Below are 21,392 nucleotides of genomic sequence, written 5' to 3' on the forward strand. Positions count from 1 at the left end.
TATATTAAACCACATTTAGTATATTTTTAAGGTTATTTTAATCAAAAATAACATCCAAAAAAACCTCTAAAAATATGCAATTATAGACCTAAAAAAACAGCAATAAAAGGTATAAATAAACATCAAATAATATAAAAATTTCAAATTATTTTGCAGTTATCAATTTTTGCATTACTTTTGGAAACAGAACGAGACAAATGAACAGATTTTATACACAACCGTATTTTAGCTTTTTTTATTATCACGAATAATAAGGGGGATACTATTGTGTACGTACTATAAAAGTAAACAGAGGTCCCGAAGCAACACGGGGCCTCTTTTTTTTGACTAAATCCACATGGAATCAGAAAAATTAAAGATTGCGATACAAGGCGTAAAAGGCTCTTTTCACGAAGAGGCCGCTTATAAATACTTTGGCAATGATATTGAGACATTGGAGTGTGAATCCTTCAAAAGGACCTGCGAACTGCTCAAACAAGGCAAAGCGGACTATGTAGTCATGGCCATTGAAAACTCCATTGCTGGAAGCATCCTGCCAAACTACAACCTATTGCGCGATTATCGCTTTCACATTTTAGGCGAAGTACACCTGCATATCCAGCAACACTTGCTGGCACTACCAGGTACTAAGTTGGCCGACATTAAATTTGTAGAATCGCATCCTATTGCCATTCGCCAATGCGACGAATTTTTGAGCGAACACCCAGAGTGGATTGTGAAAGAAGGTATGGACACCGCCTCTAGTGCGCAAAATATCGTTTCTGAAAAGCTAGCCAACACAGCTGCCATCGCTGGAGAGGCTGCCGCAAAGATCTATGGCCTAGAAATTATCGAACGCCGCATAGAAACGAACAAAAAGAATGCAACACGCTTCTTAATTCTTTCCAACGACGTGGTCGAACAGAAGAATGCAAACAAAGCATCCCTCTCTTTCCAAACGGGCAATGCCGTCGGTTCATTGGCTATTATCTTACAATGCTTCGCTGAGCAAAATGTGAATCTCAGCAAGATCCAATCCATGCCAGTCGTGGGCAAGCGGAATGAATACGACTTCTATGTTGATGTAGAATGGAAGAAACAGTCGGATTATGACGCAGCGATCCGCAAAGTATTGAAGCACTCCGTGAATTTTAACATCATGGGCGAATACATTAAAAACGAACGCGTTTAAATAATTTATCAGAAAAAAAATAAAAACATATATACGATGAAACATTCATTAGACATCTTGCCATTAAGTTCTTGGATTGATACAGGCGACAAGCCATTGGTAATTGCGGGACCTTGTAGTGCCGAGACCGAAGAACAAGTAGTATCTACAGCACATTTATTGGCTAACACAGGTAAAGTACACGTGCTACGCGCCGGAATCTGGAAACCACGCACTCGTCCAGGAGAATTTGAAGGAATCGGAAGCATTGGTTTGGAGTGGTTGAAAAGAGCGAAAGCAGAAACAGGACTTCCGACAGCGACTGAAGTAGCTACCGCAAAACATGTGGAAGAAGCTTTAGCAGCAGGTATAGATGTCTTGTGGATTGGCGCGCGTTCTACCGCAAACCCATTCACTGTACAGGAAATTGCCGATGCATTGCAAGGAGTAGATGTTCCAGTAATTGTCAAAAACCCAGTAAATCCAGATTTATCACTATGGATTGGTGCTTTGGAGCGCGTAAACCGTGCCGGTATTAAGAAATTAGCGGCTATCCACCGTGGATTCTCTTCTTTCGAGAAAACCGCTTTCCGTAACGAACCGATGTGGGATATTGCGATCCAATTGAAATCCATCGCACCAGAATTGCCTATCATCAACGATCCAAGTCATATCTGTGGCAATCGTGAATTGCTACCATACATCTCTCAAAAAGCATTGGATATGGATATGCAAGGTTTAATCATAGAATCACACATTGATCCGTCGGTAGCTTGGACAGATGCTAAACAGCAATTAACGCCGGGAGCATTAGCAGATATGTTAAGCAATATTGCAGTTCGTCATGCAGAGTCTAACAACCCTGCATTCGAAGATAAACTATCGGAATTGCGTCAGAACATCGACAAATTGGATAACGACATCATCAAAATGATTGGCGACCGTATGAAAATCGCAGAAAAAATTGGCGAATACAAACGTGATAACAACGTCACCATCTTACAAGTTAACCGTTGGGACGAAATCGTACAAAAACGTGTTCAATTAGCCAAAGCATTGAACATCGGTGAAGACTTCGCGGTGAAATATTTAGAGTTATTGCACAACGAATCTATACGCAAGCAAAACGAGGTAATGAACAGCAAAACGATTGCAGAAGCATAATGAGCGACCTCCAAAAAGTCTCCTTATCACATGCTAACAAGACAATAAGCGGAACGGTAGTGCTCACGGGTTCAAAATCCGAGAGCAACCGCGCCCTTATCATTCAAGCCCTTAGTCAAGGTAGTGTTAGCGTGGCTAATCTTTCGGAAGCAGCCGATACCGTCACCATGAGCGAAGCACTTGCTATCGCAAGCGATTCGTCTGCCACAGGCGATCGTACAAAGATTGACATTGGGCCTGCTGGCACAGCAATGCGATTCCTGACTTCGTTCTTGAGTTTATCCGCAGGATCATTTGAACTAACGGGCAGCGCACGCATGCAAGAACGCCCAATCAAGTTATTGGTAGATGCTTTGCAAACTATCGGCGCTAAAATCAGCTACGCAGCAAAAGAAGGTTATCCGCCACTACATATTGATGGAACATTTGAGCAAACGGCGACGAAGGTTTCGATTCCAGGCGACATCAGTAGTCAATACATTTCCTCGTTGTTGCTTATCGCAGCTGCACTACCAAAAGGATTGAACCTTCAAATAGCAGGTGAGCTCACTTCGAAGCCATATGTGAGCATGACACTAGATATGCTGCGCGAATCAGGCATTGAATACCAATGGAATGAGCAAACGATTAGTATTCCGGCGCAATCATTTGGCGCGGCTACACTCTATGTAGAGCCTGATTGGAGCGCTGCTTCTTATTGGTATGCTATGGTTGCTTTGGCAAAAGAGGGCTCTCTTTTCTTACCAGGCTTGAAGAAAAGCAGTTTACAAGGAGATATTGCCATTGCTAATATCATGACGCATTTTGGTGTACATACCACCTTTGAAGAAGGTGGTATTACATTACAAAAAAGTACGTTGACTGGCGATCCGGTTTTTCTAGATTTAAAAGAATGTCCTGATTTGGCACAGACCATTGTCGTCATCGCAGCAGCACTGCGAATCCCGACTACTTTTACGGGACTAGAAACCTTGAAGATTAAAGAAACAGATCGTATCGCCGCTTTGCAGAACGAAATTGGAAAATTCGGCTGTAAATTGCACGAAGATAATGAGATCTACACATTGGATACGGAAGGCTATTTTGCACCTAAAGAGTTAGTGATCGCAACATACGAAGATCATCGTATGGCGATGGCCTTTGCGCCACTTGCCCTTCATTTTCCGCAAGTTACGGTAGAAGAGCCAGCGGTAGTCAACAAGTCTTACCCAGACTTTTGGCAACACTTACAGGATCAGCAATTCAACCTAGTTTGGTAATCATTCCGAAGATTACTACCACATCATTATAAATAATTCGGCATCAAAAGTTATATTTTTGATGCCGAATTAATATATTTACAACCTAAACTTAACTATGGCAGGAAATTCTTTTGGCGATCTGTTCCGCATCACAACATATGGTGAATCTCACGGGAAAGCTATTGGCGTAATTATAGACGGATGTCCGTCGCAGATTGATATTGATGAAGAATTCATTCAGTCGGAGTTGGACAAACGTAAACCGGGACAATCTAAAATTACTACACAACGAAAAGAAAGCGATATCGCACAGATCTTGTCGGGTGTATTCGAAGGAAAATCTACGGGCACTCCCATTGCAATCAATATTCCTAACGAAGATCAGCGATCCAAAGATTACTCGCATATCAAAGATAAGTTTCGCCCTTCGCATGCAGATTACACCTATCAGGTGAAATACGGCATTCGCGATTATCGCGGTGGTGGCCGGTCTTCGGCACGCGAAACTGCCGCACGTGTGGCAGCGGGAGCCATTGCCAAACTATTCTTAAAGCAACATGGCATTGAAATCCTTGCCCATGTTTCTGGTGTAGGCCAATTGGAAGCACCAAACCTCGATGTATCTGATCTGACGGAATTAGTCAAACTGCGCGAGAGCAATATCGTGCGATGTGCTGATCCGGCTACCGCCGCAGAAATGATCGAATTTATCGACCAAGTTCGTAAGAATGGCGACACCGTTGGCGGAAGAATATCTACTGTAATTCGTGGGTTACCAGTCGGACTGGGTGAACCCGTATTCGACAAGCTACATGCCGATTTGGGCAAAGCTATGCTCAGTATTAATGCGGTGCATGGATTTGAATATGGATCTGGATTTGTCGGTTCTGAAATGCTGGGCTCGGAGCACAATGATATTTTCATCGCCGAAGAAGGCCAGCCAACTCGCACCAAAACGAATTTTTCTGGCGGTATACAAGGTGGTTTATCCAATGGGATGGACATTACTTTTCGCACTGCTTTTAAACCCGTGGCCACGATTATGCGTGACCAAGCTACTATCGACGAAAGTGGTAGCGAAACAACTATATCCGGCAAAGGCCGACATGATCCATGTGTGGTACCACGCGCGGTGATTATCGTAGAAGCGATGGCTGCCTTGGTGATTGCCGATCATTTATTAAAATACCAATCTAATGCGCGATAATCGCTTTGTTCTGGCCTGTGACATTGGCGGAACGCATATAACTGCTGCAATCGTAGATACCGATCACTGGATTATTCTGGAGGATACGATCACGCGTCAGCACGTTGATTCTTCTTCAGATGCTAAATCGATTTTACAGAATTGGACAGACTGCATGCGTGCTTGTATAGCGAGTAGCAAAGAGGAAATTCGAGAGATTGGAATAGCGATGCCAGGCCCTTTCGATTACGAAGAAGGTCGTGCTTTGATGATCGGACAAACCAAATACGACAGCCTTTATCAGATGGTAGTGACACAACCCATCAAAGATAATCTGTCGGGATTGCCAATCCAAAAAATCTCGTATATCAACGATGCGGCGGCGTTTTTACAAGGTGAAATCTTTGCGCAAGGTCTGGAGCATAAAGATCGGATTTTGGGTATCACGCTCGGCACAGGGTTAGGTAGCGCGGTATGGAGCAAAGGTGAAAAAGCATTTGATGCTGCTTTGTGGGAAGCCCCTTTCCGAGGTACTATTTTCGAAGAATTCCTAGTAACCAGATGGTTTACCAAACGTTTTGAAGAACTTACTGGTATCCAGAAGCCGGGTCTAAAGGAAATTTTGGAACAACACGGCGACCTGTCAGAAACAACCACTTTGTTAGAAGAATATGTACAGCATTTGTTGGATTTCTTAGCTTATTTTAGTGAAAAACATGAAGCCTACAATTTCATCATTGGAGGTAATATCACCAAAGCTTGGGACAAGATTTGCATTGGAAAAAAAGCCGCACTTGGGGCTTATAACATCGAACTGGGCAAATATCAAGAACATGCCGCGATCATTGGCGCAGCTTCACTATTTAATGTTCCGCAGTCTAAAGCGGCGGTCAGCAAAGCCAGATAGTACACATAAAAAAGGCAGTCATTCGACTGCCTTCTTACTTTCTATTTCTTAGTATACAAAAACATCAGATCGCTAATAGATAGCAGGATACTTTTGTGGATTTGTTTCACTGATCATCGCATAGACTGTTTCGATCACATCATCTACCGACGGTTTGGTAAAATAATCACCATCCGAACCATATGGTGGGCGATGCGATTTAGCGGTTAATGTTCGCGGCTGGCTATCCAATAAATAATAACCTTGCTGATCTTCCAGAATCTGGCTGAGCAAATACGCAGAAGCACCGCCTGGAAAATCTTCATCTACCACCAATAACTTGTTGGTCTTTTGCAAGGACGTGGCACAGATCTTCTCTCGGTCGAACGGCATCAAATACTGTGCATCAACGATCTCTAACGAGATACCCAGCTTTTCTAATTCTAATGCTGCCTCTTGTACGACGCGTAAGGTAGAACCATAAGACACGACTGTAATGTCGTGTCCTTCGCGCACAATTTCTGCTACGCCAAGAGGAACTGTAAAATCGCTCACGTTTTGAGGCATTTTTTCTTTGAGACGATAGCCGTTCAGACATTCTACAACCAAAGCTGGTTCATCTGATTTTAGCAACATATTGTACATCCCTGCCGCTTGAGTCATATTGCGTGGTACACAAAGATGAATACCGCGTAGTGCACCTAACAAAACCGACATGGGCGAACCCGAGTGCCATACACCTTCTAAGCGATGACCACGCGTACGGATAATTAATGGCGCTTTTTGTCTTCCCTTGGTACGATAACTTAGGCTAGCCAAATCATCGCTCAACACGGGTAACGCATAGATTAAATAATCCAAGTATTGAATCTCTGCAATTGGCCGAAGGCCACGCATGGCCAACCCTATTCCTTTGCCGATAATAGTCGATTCGCGAATACCTGTATCAAAGATGCGCGCTTCACCAAATTGCTCTTGCAAGCCGGCAAATCCTTGGTTCACATCCCCTATTTTACCGACATCTTCCCCAAAAGCGATGAGTCGGTCATCTTTAGCGAAATGCTCTCGGAAACAAGCATTCAGAATTTCGCGGCCATCGACTACAGGTGATTCTACATCATATTCTGGTTGTACATTTTCTACTAGCGATGGGCTATTGGTCGTATTGGAAAACAGGAAATCATTGTACCTGTCTTGGTTGATTTTTTGCTGCTTGTTGTACCAATCTAACAAAGCTTCTTTGCCATCTACTGCGTCGCCGCGCAATTCTCGCAGTGCGCGACGCACATTGCCATAAATTTCATGTAACGCATATTCCGTTAAGGATTGCAAAGTCTTTAAGGGAATTTCTACCCTTTCGTCATCTATATTACTGAGCAAGGCAACTGCCTGATCAAAGTCTACCTGCAACAGCTGCTGATAGTCTGTCCATGCACGACGTTGTTCTGCGCGCACTTTTTCTTTACACTCGCGCTCAATGATTAGCAAAGTTTCTTCATCAGCAATCCCAGATTCCAACATCCAATGGCGCATCTTTAAATTGCAATCGTACTCTTCTTCCCATTTCAAACGATCGCCGGTTTTATACCGCTCATGCGATCCTGATGTAGAATGCCCTTGAGGCTGTGTCATTTCACAGACATGCACGATACAAGGTCCATGTTTTTCGCGAGCCAGATCGGCGGCTTTTTCATATACCTCGCATAAGCCCGGATAATCCCAACCACAAACTCTAAAAATTTCGAAACCCACGCCATGTTCATCTGTCTGAAACCCTTTGAGCACCTGTGAAATATCTGATTTTGTCGTTTGCACATCATTAGGTACTGAAATCCCATATCCATCATCCCAGATAGAAACGACTAAAGGCAACTGCTTGACACCAATCGCATTGATTGTTTCCCAAAATATTCCCTCTGAGGTAGAAGCATTGCCAATATTACAGAACACGACTTCATTACCATTGTCTGAGAAGTATTTTAAATAGCGAAGCGCTTCATTATCCCGATAATAGGTAGATGCTAATCCCAAACCAACCGCACGAGCCATTTGTCCGCCAGTAGTGGAAATATCCGATGCGGAATTTTTTTGTTGTGTCTGATTCAACCATTGGCCATCTCCATCCAGCAACTGTGTCGAGAAGTGACAATTCATCTGCCGACCTCCAGAAGCCGGCTCAATAGCTAAATCTGGCGTGGCATATAGTTGACTAAAAAACTGATAGACATCGGTGAACCCTAATGCCATAGCCATGGTCTGGTCGCGGTAATATCCCGAACGCCAATCACCATTTCTAAAAGCCTTTGATAATGCTATCTGTGCCAACTCTTTACCATCTCCAAAAATACCAAACTTAGCCTTACCCGTCAGCACTTCCTTACGCCCTAACAAGCTCACCTGCCGACTTTCTACGGCCAGCCGGTAATCGCTAATTATCAGGTCACGAAACTCTTCGAAACTGAGCTTTGATGAATCAAAATCTACGTTGTGGGTCGCGTTTGTATTAGACATTATTAAATATGGTTTCTAACAAAAATAGTAAAATTTTATATCGTTCTATGCACGTTCGTCTAATAAAAAACCGTCATATTGACATACTTGAGCCGAAATTCAACAAAGATTCCTTAATTTTAGCATCTTTAAACGCTATGAGTACGATTCACTTTTTTGATGCTAATAAAAGTTCTTCCGGTTCCTTGGGAAACCTGGAAAAAACGATCAATCTACAACATCTCTTAGAGATTCCTTTGGGGAGTCGTGATCCGAAATGGGTCGCAGATTTTCTGGATAATATCGACGAGTGCAATCTACAATTGGCCGAGCCCGAGGTCGCCGTAGCGAATGACAGCTTTGCCTATATGAATGCGCGTACTGTAGATCCAGAGACAAATTTTAAAGCATTCGTGATCCGAAATGAGTTGGACAGAATTTTGTCCAATGGCTTTGGATTGGTGATTAATGCACACAAGGATCAACCCGATTGGATATTCTCACACGGCGACTTGCTCAACTTGAAGCTTCGTAACGAGTTTTACACCGACGATAGCGCTTTCTCGGAGCATGGCAAAGATTTCGTCTTGCCAAAAGACGAAAAAGTTTTGGTTGGACAACCATCAGAAGAAATCCTTCCTGCGCAGACACGCACCCATATGAGAGAGTTCTTAGCTTATTCTGGCCTGAATAATGGCAAGGTCATGTTGATCGCTCGCAATTACGAAGATGATAACACCATGACCCAAGATCTGATCTTTAACATAACGCCAAAAATGTTTGCGACGCAAGATGCCTATGTACAAGTGATGAATACCCTCTCTTGGTTTCTACCAAGACACTATTCTATCGCAGGCGTAGATGAATTGAGTGTAGAATCTGGATTTGAGCAGATATAATATCAGATCTAAAGTAGAAATCAAGCATGTTCTTATTCAACGTTAGGGTATACGGGATATTGGTGAATCAGCAGAACGAAGTGCTCATCAGCGATGAGCAAGTTGGCAGTTTTGCCTTCACAAAGTTCCCGGGTGGTGGGCTAGAATACGGAGAAGGATTAATCGATGCGCTTAAAAGAGAATATCTGGAAGAATGTAATCTGGAAATCGAAGTAATTGAGCATCTATATACCACCGATTTCTTTGAAAAATCGTCGTTCAACGATAGTCAAATCATATCGATCTACTATCTGATACGACCGAGATATGGAAAAGACTTGACCATAGATCATCCCATGTTTGCACCAGTACCTATGCCTGCGGCTGACAATCCAGATAAGGACATCATATTTCGTTTGATTCCTTTGACGCAAGCTCGTGCAGAAATTTTTACATTTAAGACAGATCAGGTGGCCTGGGAGGTGTACTTAGACACACAGTCCGGCCACATAGACAGATAAATTTCTCCAAAAAAAACGTTTATAAAAAATTTAATAATCTGATTATCAATCAATTATTTTAAAAACGCTTTTTTGTAACGTTTTTTTTCCCATTCTATTGCATAATCTATCAATACTATTTATCTTTATCTATCGCTAAACGAAAAGTTGAGGCATAATGCATTGGCGTTTAACCTCCTACTGTTTAGCCTTTAAGATTCGAAAAACACCTAGTTCCATAGGGTTTTTATTAATAGTTAGTGTGATTATAGGCGATACTCCCCGTATCGCCTTTTTTATGCTATTGGTCTTAACCTACCTTTAATTTTTTTACCGCTACCAAGAAATAACAACACTCTACCCAATTACTACTACGACAGCTCCTTTAACAGGACAAAACAATCTATTCTCTTAAGAATTGCCATCTGACTCTACCATGCAAGTCGTTGTGGTATCTTATAAGCATGCATTAAACAAAAAATCCCCTTCATAAAGCACGTTCGTTTATGAGTACGCTTTATGAAGGGGAATATTCAGATTTGTTAAAAAGCTAGCATTTGGCACTGCTAGCTTTTTTATGCAATCAGTCTAATAATCGCTATTTTGAATGAGCACGCCCCCACTTCGGTCTATCTGACTTTGCGGAATAGGCCACAAATAGAATCTTTGTTGAAAATTGTATTGAATAATACCATCTTGGATTGCATTCAATACTTCTTCCGCAATACGCCACCTTTTGAGATCGAAGTACCGTGTCCCTTCAAAAGCGAGTTCCAATCGGCGCTCTGACCGGATTAAGTCTCTGAATTCTTCTTTTGAAAACGTCGGTTCTAGATTAGTTAATCCGGCTCGCGTTCTGATAGCATTGATCGCAGCATAACATTCGGACGTTGGGCCAGTAATCTCATTTTCTGCTTCAGCAAAGTTTAGCAACACATCCGCATAGCGAAACATCACCCAATCTTGAGCACTTCTCGTGGAGTAATCATAAGGGATATTTTCTGGCGTTAAGAACTTTTTGACCCCATAACCAGTAGGCATATTGTTGGATGGCAAATGTGTTTTACCGGTGCCAAAGTCGACCACATTTTGGAAAATACTCGCCTCTTTGCGCAAATCATCATCTTCAAATAAAGACACGAAACTAGGCAAAGGACTAACACCAACCCAATCGCCATACCATTGATCCATAGCGGTAGCATTATTGGGTGCTAGAAATTTGACAGAAAAGATGATCTCCGGATTTCCTTCCTGGCGGTTATCGCGAAATACATCGTGAAATACAGGCGACAATTGATAGCCTGTGGCCATGATCTGCTTGGCCAGATCCCGAGCTTGGGTTAGTACTGCTACGTTGGGCGAGCCATCGGTATTATATCCAGTATACATCAGTACTCGTAATTTGAGAGCCTGAGCAGATGACTTCACCACTCGGCCATTCCCTTGCGCGTAAGTAACCGCAGGAAGGAGCTCAATGGCACGATCTAAATCGTTGTAAATGAAAGCTAGAATCTCCTCAGCAGATACTTTTGGTTGTACAAAGTTATCAAGATCTAGCGCCTTGTCTACTAGTGGTACATCACCATAACAGGCATACAGCATGTAGTAATAGTAAGCGCGCATAAATTTGGCCTCTGCCTCGTATGAAAGAATCAAATCCTGAGGGAGAAAGTCTGCATTATATTGCTCTAGTTGGCCTAAAAAAATATTCACTCTTGCGATGCCTGCGTATGCATTCGAATACACATCCGATATAAAACCGCCTAAGGATGGTGATATCTCCCCAGAAGCTATATCTCTGGCGCGATTAGAATTGTGTTGACCATAAGCATTGTCGGTGAGTAAATCCCAATCGGGTGATCCATAGGAGAAGATGGGTGTCTGCAACTTGCCATAAATAGCAGTCATCGCCATATCAAAGTCGCCCTGTGTGTTCCAAAACTGACTGGCAGAATATCTATCTAGTGGATCTCGATCAATACTACAACTTGCGAGCAGTAAGCCTAGTATTGCTGTAACTATATTTTTGAACTTATACATGTGTGTACTATTTTAAAACTGTAGGTTAACGCCAAATGAATAAATCTTATTTTGTGGATAAGTCAGAAAGGTACCACTGCCACCGCGCTCCGGATCCAAACCTGGATAATTTGTCCAAGTAATTAAGTTATCTCCAGAAAGAAATACTCTGAATTTTTCGATTCCAATTTTAGCCAGCGACTCTTGGGAGAATGTGTATCCCAGACTCAGGTTTTTCAAACGGAGGTAACTGGCATTGCGTAGGAAATAAGAGGATGGTCTTGAAAACTTTTGTGGAGAATCCCAACCAAAATACAGCCTTGGCATCGTGGTGGATGGATTATCTTCTGTCCACCGATCTCTGATATCTGTGGTTGGCGCTGAACCTTGCACAAAAGGCATGATTCCCCAATTGTTTAAGAAGATATTCCGCCCTTGTACTCCTTGGAATAGCACCGATAAATCAAAGTTTTTCCATGAAACACTCCCATTTACCGCGTACTGGAATTGTGGAAAAGCACCATCCATGTGTACTCTATCATTATCGTCGATCTTTCCGTCACCATTTTGATCTCTATAGATCAAGTCACCTGGCAACGTGTTGTCATTATACTGCTTTGGTGCGGCCGCAATTTCATCTGCATTCTGGAATATGCCTACTACTTCTAGCATGTAGAATGTATCCAATGGCCGGTTGTTTTCTTTGATCGTCCATTGTCCAATCTCGGGAGCACCAAAATTCATAACCGTATTTTTGAAATGATCCATGTTTCCACCGACGCTGTATCTCAGACCTTCAAACAGACCCGATTTGATTTGATTCTGATAGTTGACCGCCACCTCAAAACCTCTATTTCTGACGGTTCCCGAATTAATAAAGGGAGCGCCAAGGCCAACTAGATCGGTAAACTGGATATTCCGCAAAATATCACGTGTATCTTTTTGATACCAATCGAACGTAATATCGAGCTTATTGAACAGCCTCACATCTAAACCGAGGTCATAGATGGCAGTTTTCTCCCATGAAATCGCCCGGTTAGGTAAGTTACCTTGCGCAACCCCAGGAGACAATTCAGAATTATCAAATGAGTAATCACCTGTAAAATCGTACAGATCCTGATATGGGTACGGATAATTACCATTAATATTGATATTTTGATTCCCGAGCAATCCGTAGGATCCTCGTACCTTTAGCTCATTTAACCATCCAAAGCTCGCGTTGTCGCGTATAAAGGATTCTTGGGATATTCTCCAAGCGCCAGAAAACGAAGGAAACACACCCCAACGTTGTTCGGAACTAAATCGTGAGGAGCCGTCATAACGGAAATTACCTTCGAATAGATACTTGTCCGCAAAACTATAATTTAAGCGACCGAATAAGGATTGTAAAGCCCATTCATACGTAGAGCCATCATTTCTTAAAACAGATAATCCGCCAGCATTTAATTCTCGAAGTGCACCACCATAGAAATTCTGCCTATATCCACCTAAAAACTGATTCTGATTGGCCTCATAGCTGTATCCTACTTGCGCACCTATCGTATGAAGATCATGGAAGCGATCCTCGTATTTTAAGTAAGAGAACATGTTGGTATATCGATTTTCGCGGCGTGTTTTCTGAAGACCTAGCTCGCCAACATCTAAATTGGTGGCAAATTCTCCCGATCGAAAATTGTATAATGGAACAGTCGGTCTCCAATCCGATTCGTTGTCAAAATCACCAACGATAGCAGCCTTTCCGTACCAACTTAGGTTTCGAGCTATCTTCGCATCAAACCACCCCTGCAGGTTTATTGAGTAATCTCTGTTTTTATAAAAAGTTTCATTATCAATAATAGCCAGCATATTTTTGTTATTCACCTCAAAATCATAGGCTTTGTGAACAAACCTACCATCAGGCAACTGAGGAGCATATGTTGGAGCTTGGGACAATGCGCCAACAAATGCATCTTCTCCTCCCTGTCTCGGTCTTTGTGTATTTCCTTGTTTGGCACTTATATTACTTCCTATTTTTAGCCAGTCGTTTATGGTCGAAGTTAAGTTTAACCGCATATTAAAGCGCTCATAGTTGAATCCCATAAAAACGCCCGGCTGGTTTACATACCCCATCGATAGATTGTATTGGGTTTTCTCACCACCGCCGTTAACACTAAGATTGTGTTGATGTACAAATGCGGGGTTGAAAAAGATATCAAGCCAATCGGTATTGGGGTACTTGGTTAAATCTGTCGCATTACGGTATAACTCAATATCCTCCTGTGAGTATAATCCTCGATTAATACCGGTATTGAGTTTGGCTTCATTAAAAAGCTCCATATATTCGGCTGAATTAGTGATCAAATCAAACATCTTTGTCGGCGTATGAATCGCTAAATTATTGCTATATTCTACAAATGTGCGACCGACAGAACCTATTTTCGTGGTGACTAAGATGACACCGTTGGCTGCTCGCGAACCATATATTGATGCCGAAGCGGCGTCTTTTAAGACAGATACATTGTCGATATCGTTTGGATTCAGATCTGTCAAACTACCTTCAACACCATCGATAAGAACCAAGGGATTATTCCCCGCTCCACTAAAAGTACCTTGACCACGCATGCGTATCGTCAGATTTTCATTACCCGGCTCCCCACCACCTTGCACAATACTCAATCCTGGAACTTGCCCCTGAAGCATTGCACCGGCATTGGTCACAGGACGCCGAACCATATCATCACCTTTCACGGTCGCTACAGATCCCGTCAAATTGGCTTTCTTTTGCGTTCCAAAACCCACCACCACAATCTGATCTAGCGTTTCGGAAGAGGTCTCTAATACGACATCCATAAAATCTTCTGCGGAAACATTGATTTGCCGATCTTGATATCCGACCGATCTGAAGGTGAGTATTTCGCCTGCAGCTGCGGTGATGGAGAACAAACCTTCCGCATCTGTCGCAGTAGCGACTGCGCTTTTTGAAGAGGTAATAGAAACACCCTGAATCGCTGTACCATCGGATGTAGTTACTTTTCCCCGAATATTTCTTTGTAATACATCTGTATGAATATCTTCATTCAATACATCTTTTAAATGTGCCACATCGTATCCAAGCACCACGCCATAAGGCGTGATTAGGGATAGCAGTACCACGGCAATACCGCGTAGGATTGCCAGCCCCCTTTTCAGGGGGTATTTTTTTCTCATCATACTTTTATTTGTTTAGGTTTATATTAGATGCTATTGTATGCTAATGCTTACTCTTTTTAATTCGGTAAACTTTCTGAGGAACTGTTTCAAATTCATACACATAGTAATCTTGATCTTTGCGCATCACGGCATGAGCACCTTTGATCTTGATCGGTGTGGCGGTGCGTAATGTACAAGACTCTCCCGCCAAAGAGGTTACTTTACCAGAAACGAGATGACCATTGGTCCATACTAGATCTAATTCAAAATTTCCTCTTGCTCTAATACCATTTAAGCTACCAGAGTTCCAAGCCGCAGGTAGCGCGGGTAGCAAGTGTATTTCTCCTAAATGACTTTGCACGATCATTTCCATCATACCTGCTGAAGCACCAAAATTGCCATCAATTTGAAACGGCGGATGTGCATCAAAGAAGTTAGGATAGGTACCGCCGGTACCCTGATCATTTGGGTCGCAATAGCGAAGAATCTCGCGCACCATTTTGTGCGCATGATCTCCTTCTAATAGTCGCGCAGCGAAATTGATCTTCCAAGCTTTACTCCATCCAGTTCCTTCGTCACCACGAAGTTCAAATGACTTAGATGCGGCAGCCGCTAAATCTGGTGTGGTGAGTGGAGAAATATCAATACCGGGATGCACGCCATACAATTGCGACAAATGCCGATGATGCGGATCTTCCTCTACATATTCCTCAGTCCACTCCAATAATTGACCTTTGCTACCGATTTTGTAAGGATACAATAAGGCGATTTTCTTGGACAGTAGATCTCTAAATTCTTGATCCACCTCTAAGATTTCGGTAGCAGCAATTACATTTCGGAATAAATCTCGAATGATAGCCATATCCATGGTAGTACCCTCTGACACCGCAACGCGCTTACCTTCGTAGATAAATAGATTTTCGGGCGTGGTAGATGGCGATGTGATTAGCAAACCATCTTTCTCAATCATCCAGTCTACACAAAATAATGCGGCCTCCTTCATGATTGGATATGCATGATTTTTTAAGAAATCTTTATCCATAGAAAAAGCATATCGCTCCCAAAGGTGTCTGGATAACCAAGCGCCGCCCATGTACCAATTGGCCCAAAGTGGGTCTCCGGCACCTACATTGCCAACAGCATTACTCAAGGCCCAAATATCAGAGTTATGGTGTGCAACCCAGCCTCTTGTTTTGTAATATTCTTGAGCAGTCAGTTTTCCATTTACCGATAGATCGGCTATAAATTCAAGCAATGGCGTGTGCAACTCCGACAAATTTCCAACTTCAGCAGGCCAATAGTTCATTTGCGTATTGATATTGATGGTAAAATTGGAACTCCATGGCGCTCTCAGCTCTTTATTCCATATTCCTTGCAGATTCGCTGGAGTTCCACCATCTCTAGAAGAGGAGATCAACAAATAACGACCGTATTGTAGGAAGAAAGCTTCCAATTCCAGATCCTTATTGCCTTCACTATACCGCTTCAGCCTAGCATCAGACGGCATATTGGCTAGATTATCCTTCGAATTGTCCGCCACAAGGTTAAATGCTAAGCGATCAAAAAGATTGCGGTAATCTTGAATATGCGCTTGCTTTAAAGATCCATAGCGTACCCTTAAAGCATCTCTTAGGTATTGAGCTGTTAACGCTTTTTCATCTTTCCCATCACGATCAGGACACTTATCAAATCCATTAAAGCTTGTCGCAGCTGTAAAATATACAATTACTTCAGATGCATCTACAATCTGTATCCCATCCGCAATTTTAGTCACTTTACCATCTGTAGATGCTACCTGAAGGAGGCTATTAAAGCGCATTCCATTACATCCATCGGTATCTTCCCATACAATAGGATTCCGCCCTTCTTGATTAAAGTACGATGGATCGACTCTTGCTGGTGCTCTTCCAGAGTAGGAAATATTATTCCCATCGGTAACAGCTGCTTCGCCTCTAAGCTGACTGGATAATGTGAAATGCAGATTCAACATCTTTGCTTTGTCGGATTTGATCCGCAGCGCCAACACATTGGATGGATTGGACACAAAAAGCTCCCGTTGGTAACGTACACCGTTTTTCTTATAGTTTACGGTGGAGATGGCACTGCCTATATCCAATTTCCTGGAATAGTCTTCGACCTCCCCATTACCATCAAAGTTCTGCTTGACATGCAGATCTCCTAATGGCAAAAAAGACTCGGAATAATGTCCTTGCATTTTGCGCGTTAATTCATTCGCCAATTCAAAATTTTTGGCGGCTAGTGCTTCGCGTATCGGCTGTAAATACTGATACGCATCTGGGTTTACATTATGCTTTCTAGGGCCACCAGACCATAGTGAACCTTCATTTAGCTGTATAATCTCATCTTGTACTTTTCCAAACACCATAGCGCCAATTTTTCCGTTTCCAATAGGAAGTGCTTCTACCCAATGTTCTGCAGGTGCGTCATACCACAGCGTATTGGCGGTTTGCGAAAAACCAAGCAAATTCGTTAGCAAGAGAGGAATTAGAAAAAAGAGGGATTTTGTGATTCTGGTTTTAGAAAAGCTAGTATGTCTCATATTTTCAGATGTTGATGATCTCCATTTACTGCTCAGTATTCGGAGAATGATTGATGGATTGGTTAGTCTCGGTTTAATTCTATTTTATTTACTGTAGGTACGCTTTTTGATATTGCACGGGAGTCTTCCCTTTAATATTTTTAAAAAAAGTGTGAAAACTTACAAAATTATTGAAACCCACTTCGTAGCAGATTTCTTTCACGCTTAGATGTCCTTCAATAAGCAGTCGACAAGCATTTCCAACGCGTATTTCGTTGATAAATCTGGAATAGGTTTTTCCAGTTTTCGCTTTAAAAAATTTGCAAAACGCACCACGGCTCATCTTGGCGACTTCGGCAATATCATCTAAATTGACCCGACTATGGTAGTGGTTTAAGGTGAAATTAAAAATGGCCTGCATACGATCCATTTCAGACTTCACGAGCTGATTACTAAAGCCCTCTGAAGCTAACGGTTTTTTGACCGCACTTTCGGAGATAAGCAACAGTGCATCCATCAGATTAAGAATCTTCCTACTGTCGGATCCTACAGCAATCGCCTCTATTACTTCGGTTAGGCGCCCTTCATTTAGCGTTTCTATTTGTATGCCTCTTTGCGACGCTTCCAGTACACGTTGAAGCGCCCTATTTTCCGGTAATTCTAGAAATTCCGCACCCCATATGTTATTAAAGTGTACTACAAAAACCTCTAGCGGCTCGTTATCTATATCTTTAAAATAGGAGTCTGCATATTGCCAATAATGTGGCAAATTACTCCCAACTAAAATGACGTTGCCTGCCTTAAATGGTCGCACATCATCTCCAATGAATTGCGTCCCACTACCTTTCTTCACATAAATTAATTCCAATTCCGCGTGATAATGCCAGATGTTGTTTACATCGGGGGTTTTATCAATCCTAACATGAAAGGATCGCTCAGAGTTAGACGCTAATTTTAAGAGAAATGGCTTCATTAGGTTTATAGCATTTTATCAAAAATAATTTATTCACCCATAATACGAATATCCCTAGGCATAAATGATAATATCATTTAATAATAGGACAATTTCATGAAATTTTATCGGTGAGGATTGCTATTATTTTGTGTCAACATTGTAATTTATAATAGGCAATGTCTAACTTTTTACTCTCAACTATCCAAATATGAAATACCTCGCTTGCGAAAAACCCTATAAACTTGCTATATATGAGAAGCCGATTCCTCAACCTCGCAAAGGCAAATCCTTGCTAAAAATTAAATTGGCAGGCATATGTGGCACAGATATTCATGCATATGAGGGCACACAACCATTTTTTGAATATCCAAGAATACTTGGTCATGAACTAGCTGCAGAGTATGTATGCGGATCTAAAGCCGGGCTGACTGCTGGAGATCACGTTACGGTAATCCCATATTTTCATTGTGGGAGCTGTATCGCATGTAAGCATGGTCGCACGAATTGTTGCGCCAATATTCAGGTTTTCGGCGTACACATAGACGGTGGATTTTGCGAATACATCATGGTAAAAGACGAGTACATTGTAGCGGGGAAAGGGTTGTCTTTAGAAGATTTAGTCGTAGTAGAACCACTTGCTATAGCTGCTCATGCTATTCGCAGAGCGCAGGTATCTGATCAAGATACGGTTTTGATTATGGGTGTTGGACCAATCGGAGCTGGATTAATCCATTTTGCGAAAGTCGCAGGAGCACAAAAGATCATCGTGATGGACACCAATAAAAACAGACTTCAGTACGCCAGAGATATACTCTTAGTAGATGACATTATAAATCCTCAAAAGGAAAACGTGATGGTATCGCTAAATACCATGACGAATGGAGATATGCCGACAGTTGTAGTAGACGCCACCGGCAACCACAAGGTATTAGAAGAAGCCTTTTCTTATATTGCACATGGAGGTCGCTATGTATTGGTTGGTATTCAAAAGAATAATTTAAGCTTCAGTCACCCCGAGTTCCATAAGCGCGAAGCAACACTCATGAGTAGTCGGAATGCTACTGTACAAGATTTTAACTTCGTCATAGATTGTTTGCAAAAACGTAAGATCAACGTGCAGAAGTACATTACGCATTATCTTCCATTCAGCACCATAGAATCGGATTTTGAATCGCTTAGAAACGCGAATACAAATGTTCTTAAAGCGGTTATTGATTTTGCTAAATAACAAAAAAGGTTAACATACGCTATTCAGCATGATATCAAGACTAATACTAAATAATTAAACGATGAAAAACCTAAACCGCACAATTGCGGCAAAGCCCCTACTACCTAAAAAAGTACTTCAATTTGGTTCTGGAAATTTTCTGCGCGGTTTTGTAGATTACATTATAGCAGAATTAAACGATCAAGGGTTCGATGGAGGTATTGCTGTTGTCAAAAATCGCCCCGGTTTGAGTATGCTTGATTTGCAGCAGCAAGATGGCATTTTCACGCTATTTACAGAAGGTCTTAAAAACCGAGAAGTTATCCAGCATAGTAGATTAATCACTTGTACGAATACCCTCGTAAATCCCTATGATAGCTATGAAGCTTATTTAGATCTTGCTACCGAAGCCGAATTAAAATTGATCGTATCAAACACGACGGAAGCCGGAATTTATTTTGATCCATCTGATGCTCATCTCAAAGATGGCCCACATAACAGCTTTGCAGCAAAACTCACTGCATTGCTATACAAAAGGTATGTATTCTTTAACGGCGCGCCAGAAAAGGGCTTATTTGTACTGCCCTGTGAGTTGATAGAAAACAATGGTAAAGTACTTCGGGAGATCGTCTTGCAATACGCTGTATTGTGGCATTTAGCGGATGAATTTGTAGATTGGCTATTAAACCACACTCGGTTTTATAATACGCTGGTCGATCGTATCGTCTCTGGATATCCCAAAGAGAATGAGGCGAATTATACGGCACAATTGGATTATACAGATAAGCTGATCACGATATGTGAGCCTTACCTTTTCTGGGCGATTGAAGGCGATGCATCGCTCGCCGACCATTTCCCTTTTCAACATTTTGGAGATCAGATTGTGCTTGTAGATGATTTAACTCCTTACCGCCTTCGCAAAGTACGCATCCTTAACGGCGCACATACGATAATGGCTCAAATCGGCCGGTTACAAAATCTAAAAACTGTGGGAGACTGCATGCAGAATGAATTTACATATAACTTTATTCTGAAAGCAATCCGGGAGGAGATATTGCCCACCATGCCATTGCCAGAAACAAATCTTGAACAATATACCGATGAAGTGCTTGATCGCTTTAAGAACCCTTACCTTCGGCATTATTTAAGCGATATAGCACAAAATACGATAGTGAAGTTCAAAACACGCCTGCTGCCGGCTATTGTTGATTACATCGGAATCAAACGTACCTATCCTAAGCACTTGATGTTTGCACTTGCGGCTTTAATTCATCTGAATAAGAAAGAATGGGATAGTTGGCTATTGGCAAATCCAATCGAATCACATATGGACAGTCTAACGAAAATTGCTTCGAACCATTCGATATATGACGAAGTTGTATTACGCTTTATGGCTAAGTACGAATTCGCGGATCATCGCTTAAAAAAAGACAACTTTTCGCAACCGCTAAGTAGTGCGTTGGAGATAATAGATGTGTATGGTTTGGAAAGTGGTTACTCTAAATTTTGACGGGTATATTTTTTACTGAATAGGCTTTTTACGGGAGGTATCAAATCACAATAGTACTGGTAGATATTTCTATGAAGTAAATCTTAAAGGAAGCAATCAAATCCCATTATCATCGTGATCTATATGCAAAATCATGGCTAATGCCTTATTACTCACTTTAGCTAAATCCTTCGGAAAACTATTTTTACTAGTTAATGTATTCGAGCAATATGCCAAAAGCATACTGGTAGAAACCAAATCACCTTTTGCTCTTATAAAGTCGTACAATACTTTTCTCAGCAAAAGTAAATCTGCAGGATCAAGTGTAATCGCCACTTTATTATTTGTCAGGTAATGTTCTATAATTTTCTCCGAGTCGTTAATCATATTCAAATATAGAAATTTTTTTAATAAAATATATCTATAAGAAGAAAATTATACAAATTAATAGAATTAGATAATTAAAAATAAAAAAACGAGCGCCACAGCGCTCGTTCATCCAATTATAAAGTAATATTTG

The 21,392-nt window shown here is 41.7% G+C and carries 15 protein-coding genes; 9 read left to right on the top strand and 6 right to left on the bottom strand.

From position 1 onward, the window contains the following. Nucleotides 1-337: 337 nt before the first annotated feature. The 5 genes from GKO22_RS07375 (at nucleotide 338) to GKO22_RS07395 (ending at nucleotide 5,648) form a co-directional block, all read left to right on the top strand. On the top strand, nucleotides 338-1,171 hold the full coding sequence (locus GKO22_RS07375; protein ID WP_166333683.1) for a prephenate dehydratase: 834 nt from the start codon (nucleotides 338-340) through the stop codon (nucleotides 1,169-1,171). 36 nt (nucleotides 1,172-1,207) lie between these two features. Continuing rightward, nucleotides 1,208-2,314 carry a chorismate mutase gene (locus tag GKO22_RS07380; RefSeq protein ID WP_166333685.1) on the top strand — a complete coding sequence of 369 codons (1,107 nt, stop codon included), beginning with the start codon at nucleotides 1,208-1,210 and terminating at the stop codon, nucleotides 2,312-2,314. Next, on the top strand, nucleotides 2,314-3,573 hold the full coding sequence (aroA, locus tag GKO22_RS07385) for a 3-phosphoshikimate 1-carboxyvinyltransferase (protein WP_166333687.1): 1,260 nt from the start codon (nucleotides 2,314-2,316) through the stop codon (nucleotides 3,571-3,573). Before GKO22_RS07380 ends, aroA begins: the two co-directional genes overlap by 1 nt. Nucleotides 3,574-3,670: 97 nt before the next feature. Next, complete coding sequence (gene aroC, locus GKO22_RS07390; protein ID WP_166333689.1) at nucleotides 3,671-4,762, top strand: chorismate synthase; 1,092 nt, start codon at nucleotides 3,671-3,673, stop codon at nucleotides 4,760-4,762. Beyond that, complete coding sequence (locus GKO22_RS07395) at nucleotides 4,752-5,648, top strand: ROK family protein (RefSeq protein ID WP_166333691.1); 897 nt, start codon at nucleotides 4,752-4,754, stop codon at nucleotides 5,646-5,648. The genes aroC and GKO22_RS07395 overlap by 11 nt, the downstream gene beginning before the upstream one ends. Nucleotides 5,649-5,720: 72 nt before the next feature. Here GKO22_RS07395 and GKO22_RS07400 read toward each other — a convergent pair whose 3' ends face one another. Next, complete coding sequence (locus GKO22_RS07400) at nucleotides 5,721-8,138, bottom strand: alpha-ketoacid dehydrogenase subunit alpha/beta (RefSeq protein ID WP_166333693.1); 2,418 nt, start codon at nucleotides 8,136-8,138, stop codon at nucleotides 5,721-5,723. 137 nt (nucleotides 8,139-8,275) lie between these two features. On the opposite strand from GKO22_RS07400, the gene GKO22_RS07405 reads away from it, so the two are divergent. Beyond that, the gene (locus GKO22_RS07405; protein ID WP_166333695.1) at nucleotides 8,276-9,016 is read left to right on the top strand and encodes a hypothetical protein; all 741 of its coding nucleotides are present in this window, start codon (nucleotides 8,276-8,278) and stop codon (nucleotides 9,014-9,016) included. A gap of 26 nt (nucleotides 9,017-9,042) precedes the next feature. Further along, the gene (locus tag GKO22_RS07410; protein WP_166333697.1) at nucleotides 9,043-9,516 is read left to right on the top strand and encodes an NUDIX domain-containing protein; all 474 of its coding nucleotides are present in this window, start codon (nucleotides 9,043-9,045) and stop codon (nucleotides 9,514-9,516) included. Nucleotides 9,517-10,083: 567 nt separating this feature from the next. On the opposite strand, the gene GKO22_RS07415 is transcribed toward GKO22_RS07410, so the two are convergent. The 4 genes from GKO22_RS07415 to GKO22_RS07430 form a co-directional block, all read right to left on the bottom strand. Next, nucleotides 10,084-11,535: a RagB/SusD family nutrient uptake outer membrane protein gene (locus GKO22_RS07415; protein ID WP_166333699.1), complete on the bottom strand. Its 1,452-nt coding sequence runs from the start codon at nucleotides 11,533-11,535 to the stop codon at nucleotides 10,084-10,086. Between the two features lie 12 nt (nucleotides 11,536-11,547). Beyond that, on the bottom strand, nucleotides 11,548-14,703 hold the full coding sequence (locus GKO22_RS07420) for a SusC/RagA family TonB-linked outer membrane protein (protein WP_166333701.1): 3,156 nt from the start codon (nucleotides 14,701-14,703) through the stop codon (nucleotides 11,548-11,550). A 40-nt stretch (nucleotides 14,704-14,743) separates the two neighbouring features. Next, the gene (locus tag GKO22_RS07425; protein WP_166333703.1) at nucleotides 14,744-17,242 is read right to left on the bottom strand and encodes a glycoside hydrolase family 95 protein; all 2,499 of its coding nucleotides are present in this window, start codon (nucleotides 17,240-17,242) and stop codon (nucleotides 14,744-14,746) included. Nucleotides 17,243-17,330: 88 nt separating this feature from the next. Next, on the bottom strand, nucleotides 17,331-18,194 hold the full coding sequence (locus GKO22_RS07430) for an AraC family transcriptional regulator (protein WP_166333704.1): 864 nt from the start codon (nucleotides 18,192-18,194) through the stop codon (nucleotides 17,331-17,333). A gap of 190 nt (nucleotides 18,195-18,384) precedes the next feature. Here GKO22_RS07430 and GKO22_RS07435 point away from each other — a divergent pair, with 190 nt between their 5' ends. Both GKO22_RS07435 and GKO22_RS07440 read left to right on the top strand, forming a co-directional pair. After that, nucleotides 18,385-19,404, top strand: a complete 1,020-nt coding sequence (locus tag GKO22_RS07435; RefSeq protein WP_166333706.1) for a zinc-binding alcohol dehydrogenase family protein — start codon at nucleotides 18,385-18,387, stop codon at nucleotides 19,402-19,404. A 61-nt stretch (nucleotides 19,405-19,465) separates the two neighbouring features. Further along, on the top strand, nucleotides 19,466-20,893 hold the full coding sequence (locus GKO22_RS07440) for a tagaturonate reductase (protein WP_166333708.1): 1,428 nt from the start codon (nucleotides 19,466-19,468) through the stop codon (nucleotides 20,891-20,893). 96 nt (nucleotides 20,894-20,989) lie between these two features. Here the strand turns inward: GKO22_RS07440 and GKO22_RS07445 are convergent, their stop codons facing one another. Beyond that, complete coding sequence (locus GKO22_RS07445; protein ID WP_166333710.1) at nucleotides 20,990-21,259, bottom strand: hypothetical protein; 270 nt, start codon at nucleotides 21,257-21,259, stop codon at nucleotides 20,990-20,992. Nucleotides 21,260-21,392 lie beyond the last annotated feature (133 nt).

Origin of the sequence: Sphingobacterium chungjuense (assembly GCF_011316935.1) — a bacterium.
Lineage (GTDB): Bacteria > Bacteroidota > Bacteroidia > Sphingobacteriales > Sphingobacteriaceae > Sphingobacterium > Sphingobacterium chungjuense.

Excerpts from the sequence above, each read along its gene's own strand:
- GKO22_RS07435 (WP_166333706.1), top strand. The coding sequence starts at position 18,385 with ATGAAATACCTCGCTTGCGAAAAACCCTATAAACTTGCTATATATGAG.
- GKO22_RS07395 (WP_166333691.1), top strand. The coding sequence starts at position 4,752 with ATGCGCGATAATCGCTTTGTTCTGGCCTGTGACATTGGCGGAACGCAT.
- GKO22_RS07375 (WP_166333683.1), top strand. The coding sequence starts at position 338 with ATGGAATCAGAAAAATTAAAGATTGCGATACAAGGCGTAAAAGGCTCT.
- aroA (WP_166333687.1), top strand. The coding sequence starts at position 2,314 with ATGAGCGACCTCCAAAAAGTCTCCTTATCACATGCTAACAAGACAATA.
- GKO22_RS07420 (WP_166333701.1), bottom strand. The coding sequence starts at position 14,703 with ATGATGAGAAAAAAATACCCCCTGAAAAGGGGGCTGGCAATCCTACGC.
- GKO22_RS07405 (WP_166333695.1), top strand. The coding sequence starts at position 8,276 with ATGAGTACGATTCACTTTTTTGATGCTAATAAAAGTTCTTCCGGTTCC.
- GKO22_RS07400 (WP_166333693.1), bottom strand. The coding sequence starts at position 8,138 with ATGTCTAATACAAACGCGACCCACAACGTAGATTTTGATTCATCAAAG.
- GKO22_RS07380 (WP_166333685.1), top strand. The coding sequence starts at position 1,208 with ATGAAACATTCATTAGACATCTTGCCATTAAGTTCTTGGATTGATACA.
- GKO22_RS07415 (WP_166333699.1), bottom strand. The coding sequence starts at position 11,535 with ATGTATAAGTTCAAAAATATAGTTACAGCAATACTAGGCTTACTGCTC.
- GKO22_RS07425 (WP_166333703.1), bottom strand. The coding sequence starts at position 17,242 with ATGAGACATACTAGCTTTTCTAAAACCAGAATCACAAAATCCCTCTTT.
- GKO22_RS07430 (WP_166333704.1), bottom strand. The coding sequence starts at position 18,194 with ATGAAGCCATTTCTCTTAAAATTAGCGTCTAACTCTGAGCGATCCTTT.
- GKO22_RS07410 (WP_166333697.1), top strand. The coding sequence starts at position 9,043 with ATGTTCTTATTCAACGTTAGGGTATACGGGATATTGGTGAATCAGCAG.
- aroC (WP_166333689.1), top strand. The coding sequence starts at position 3,671 with ATGGCAGGAAATTCTTTTGGCGATCTGTTCCGCATCACAACATATGGT.
- GKO22_RS07445 (WP_166333710.1), bottom strand. The coding sequence starts at position 21,259 with ATGATTAACGACTCGGAGAAAATTATAGAACATTACCTGACAAATAAT.
- GKO22_RS07440 (WP_166333708.1), top strand. The coding sequence starts at position 19,466 with ATGAAAAACCTAAACCGCACAATTGCGGCAAAGCCCCTACTACCTAAA.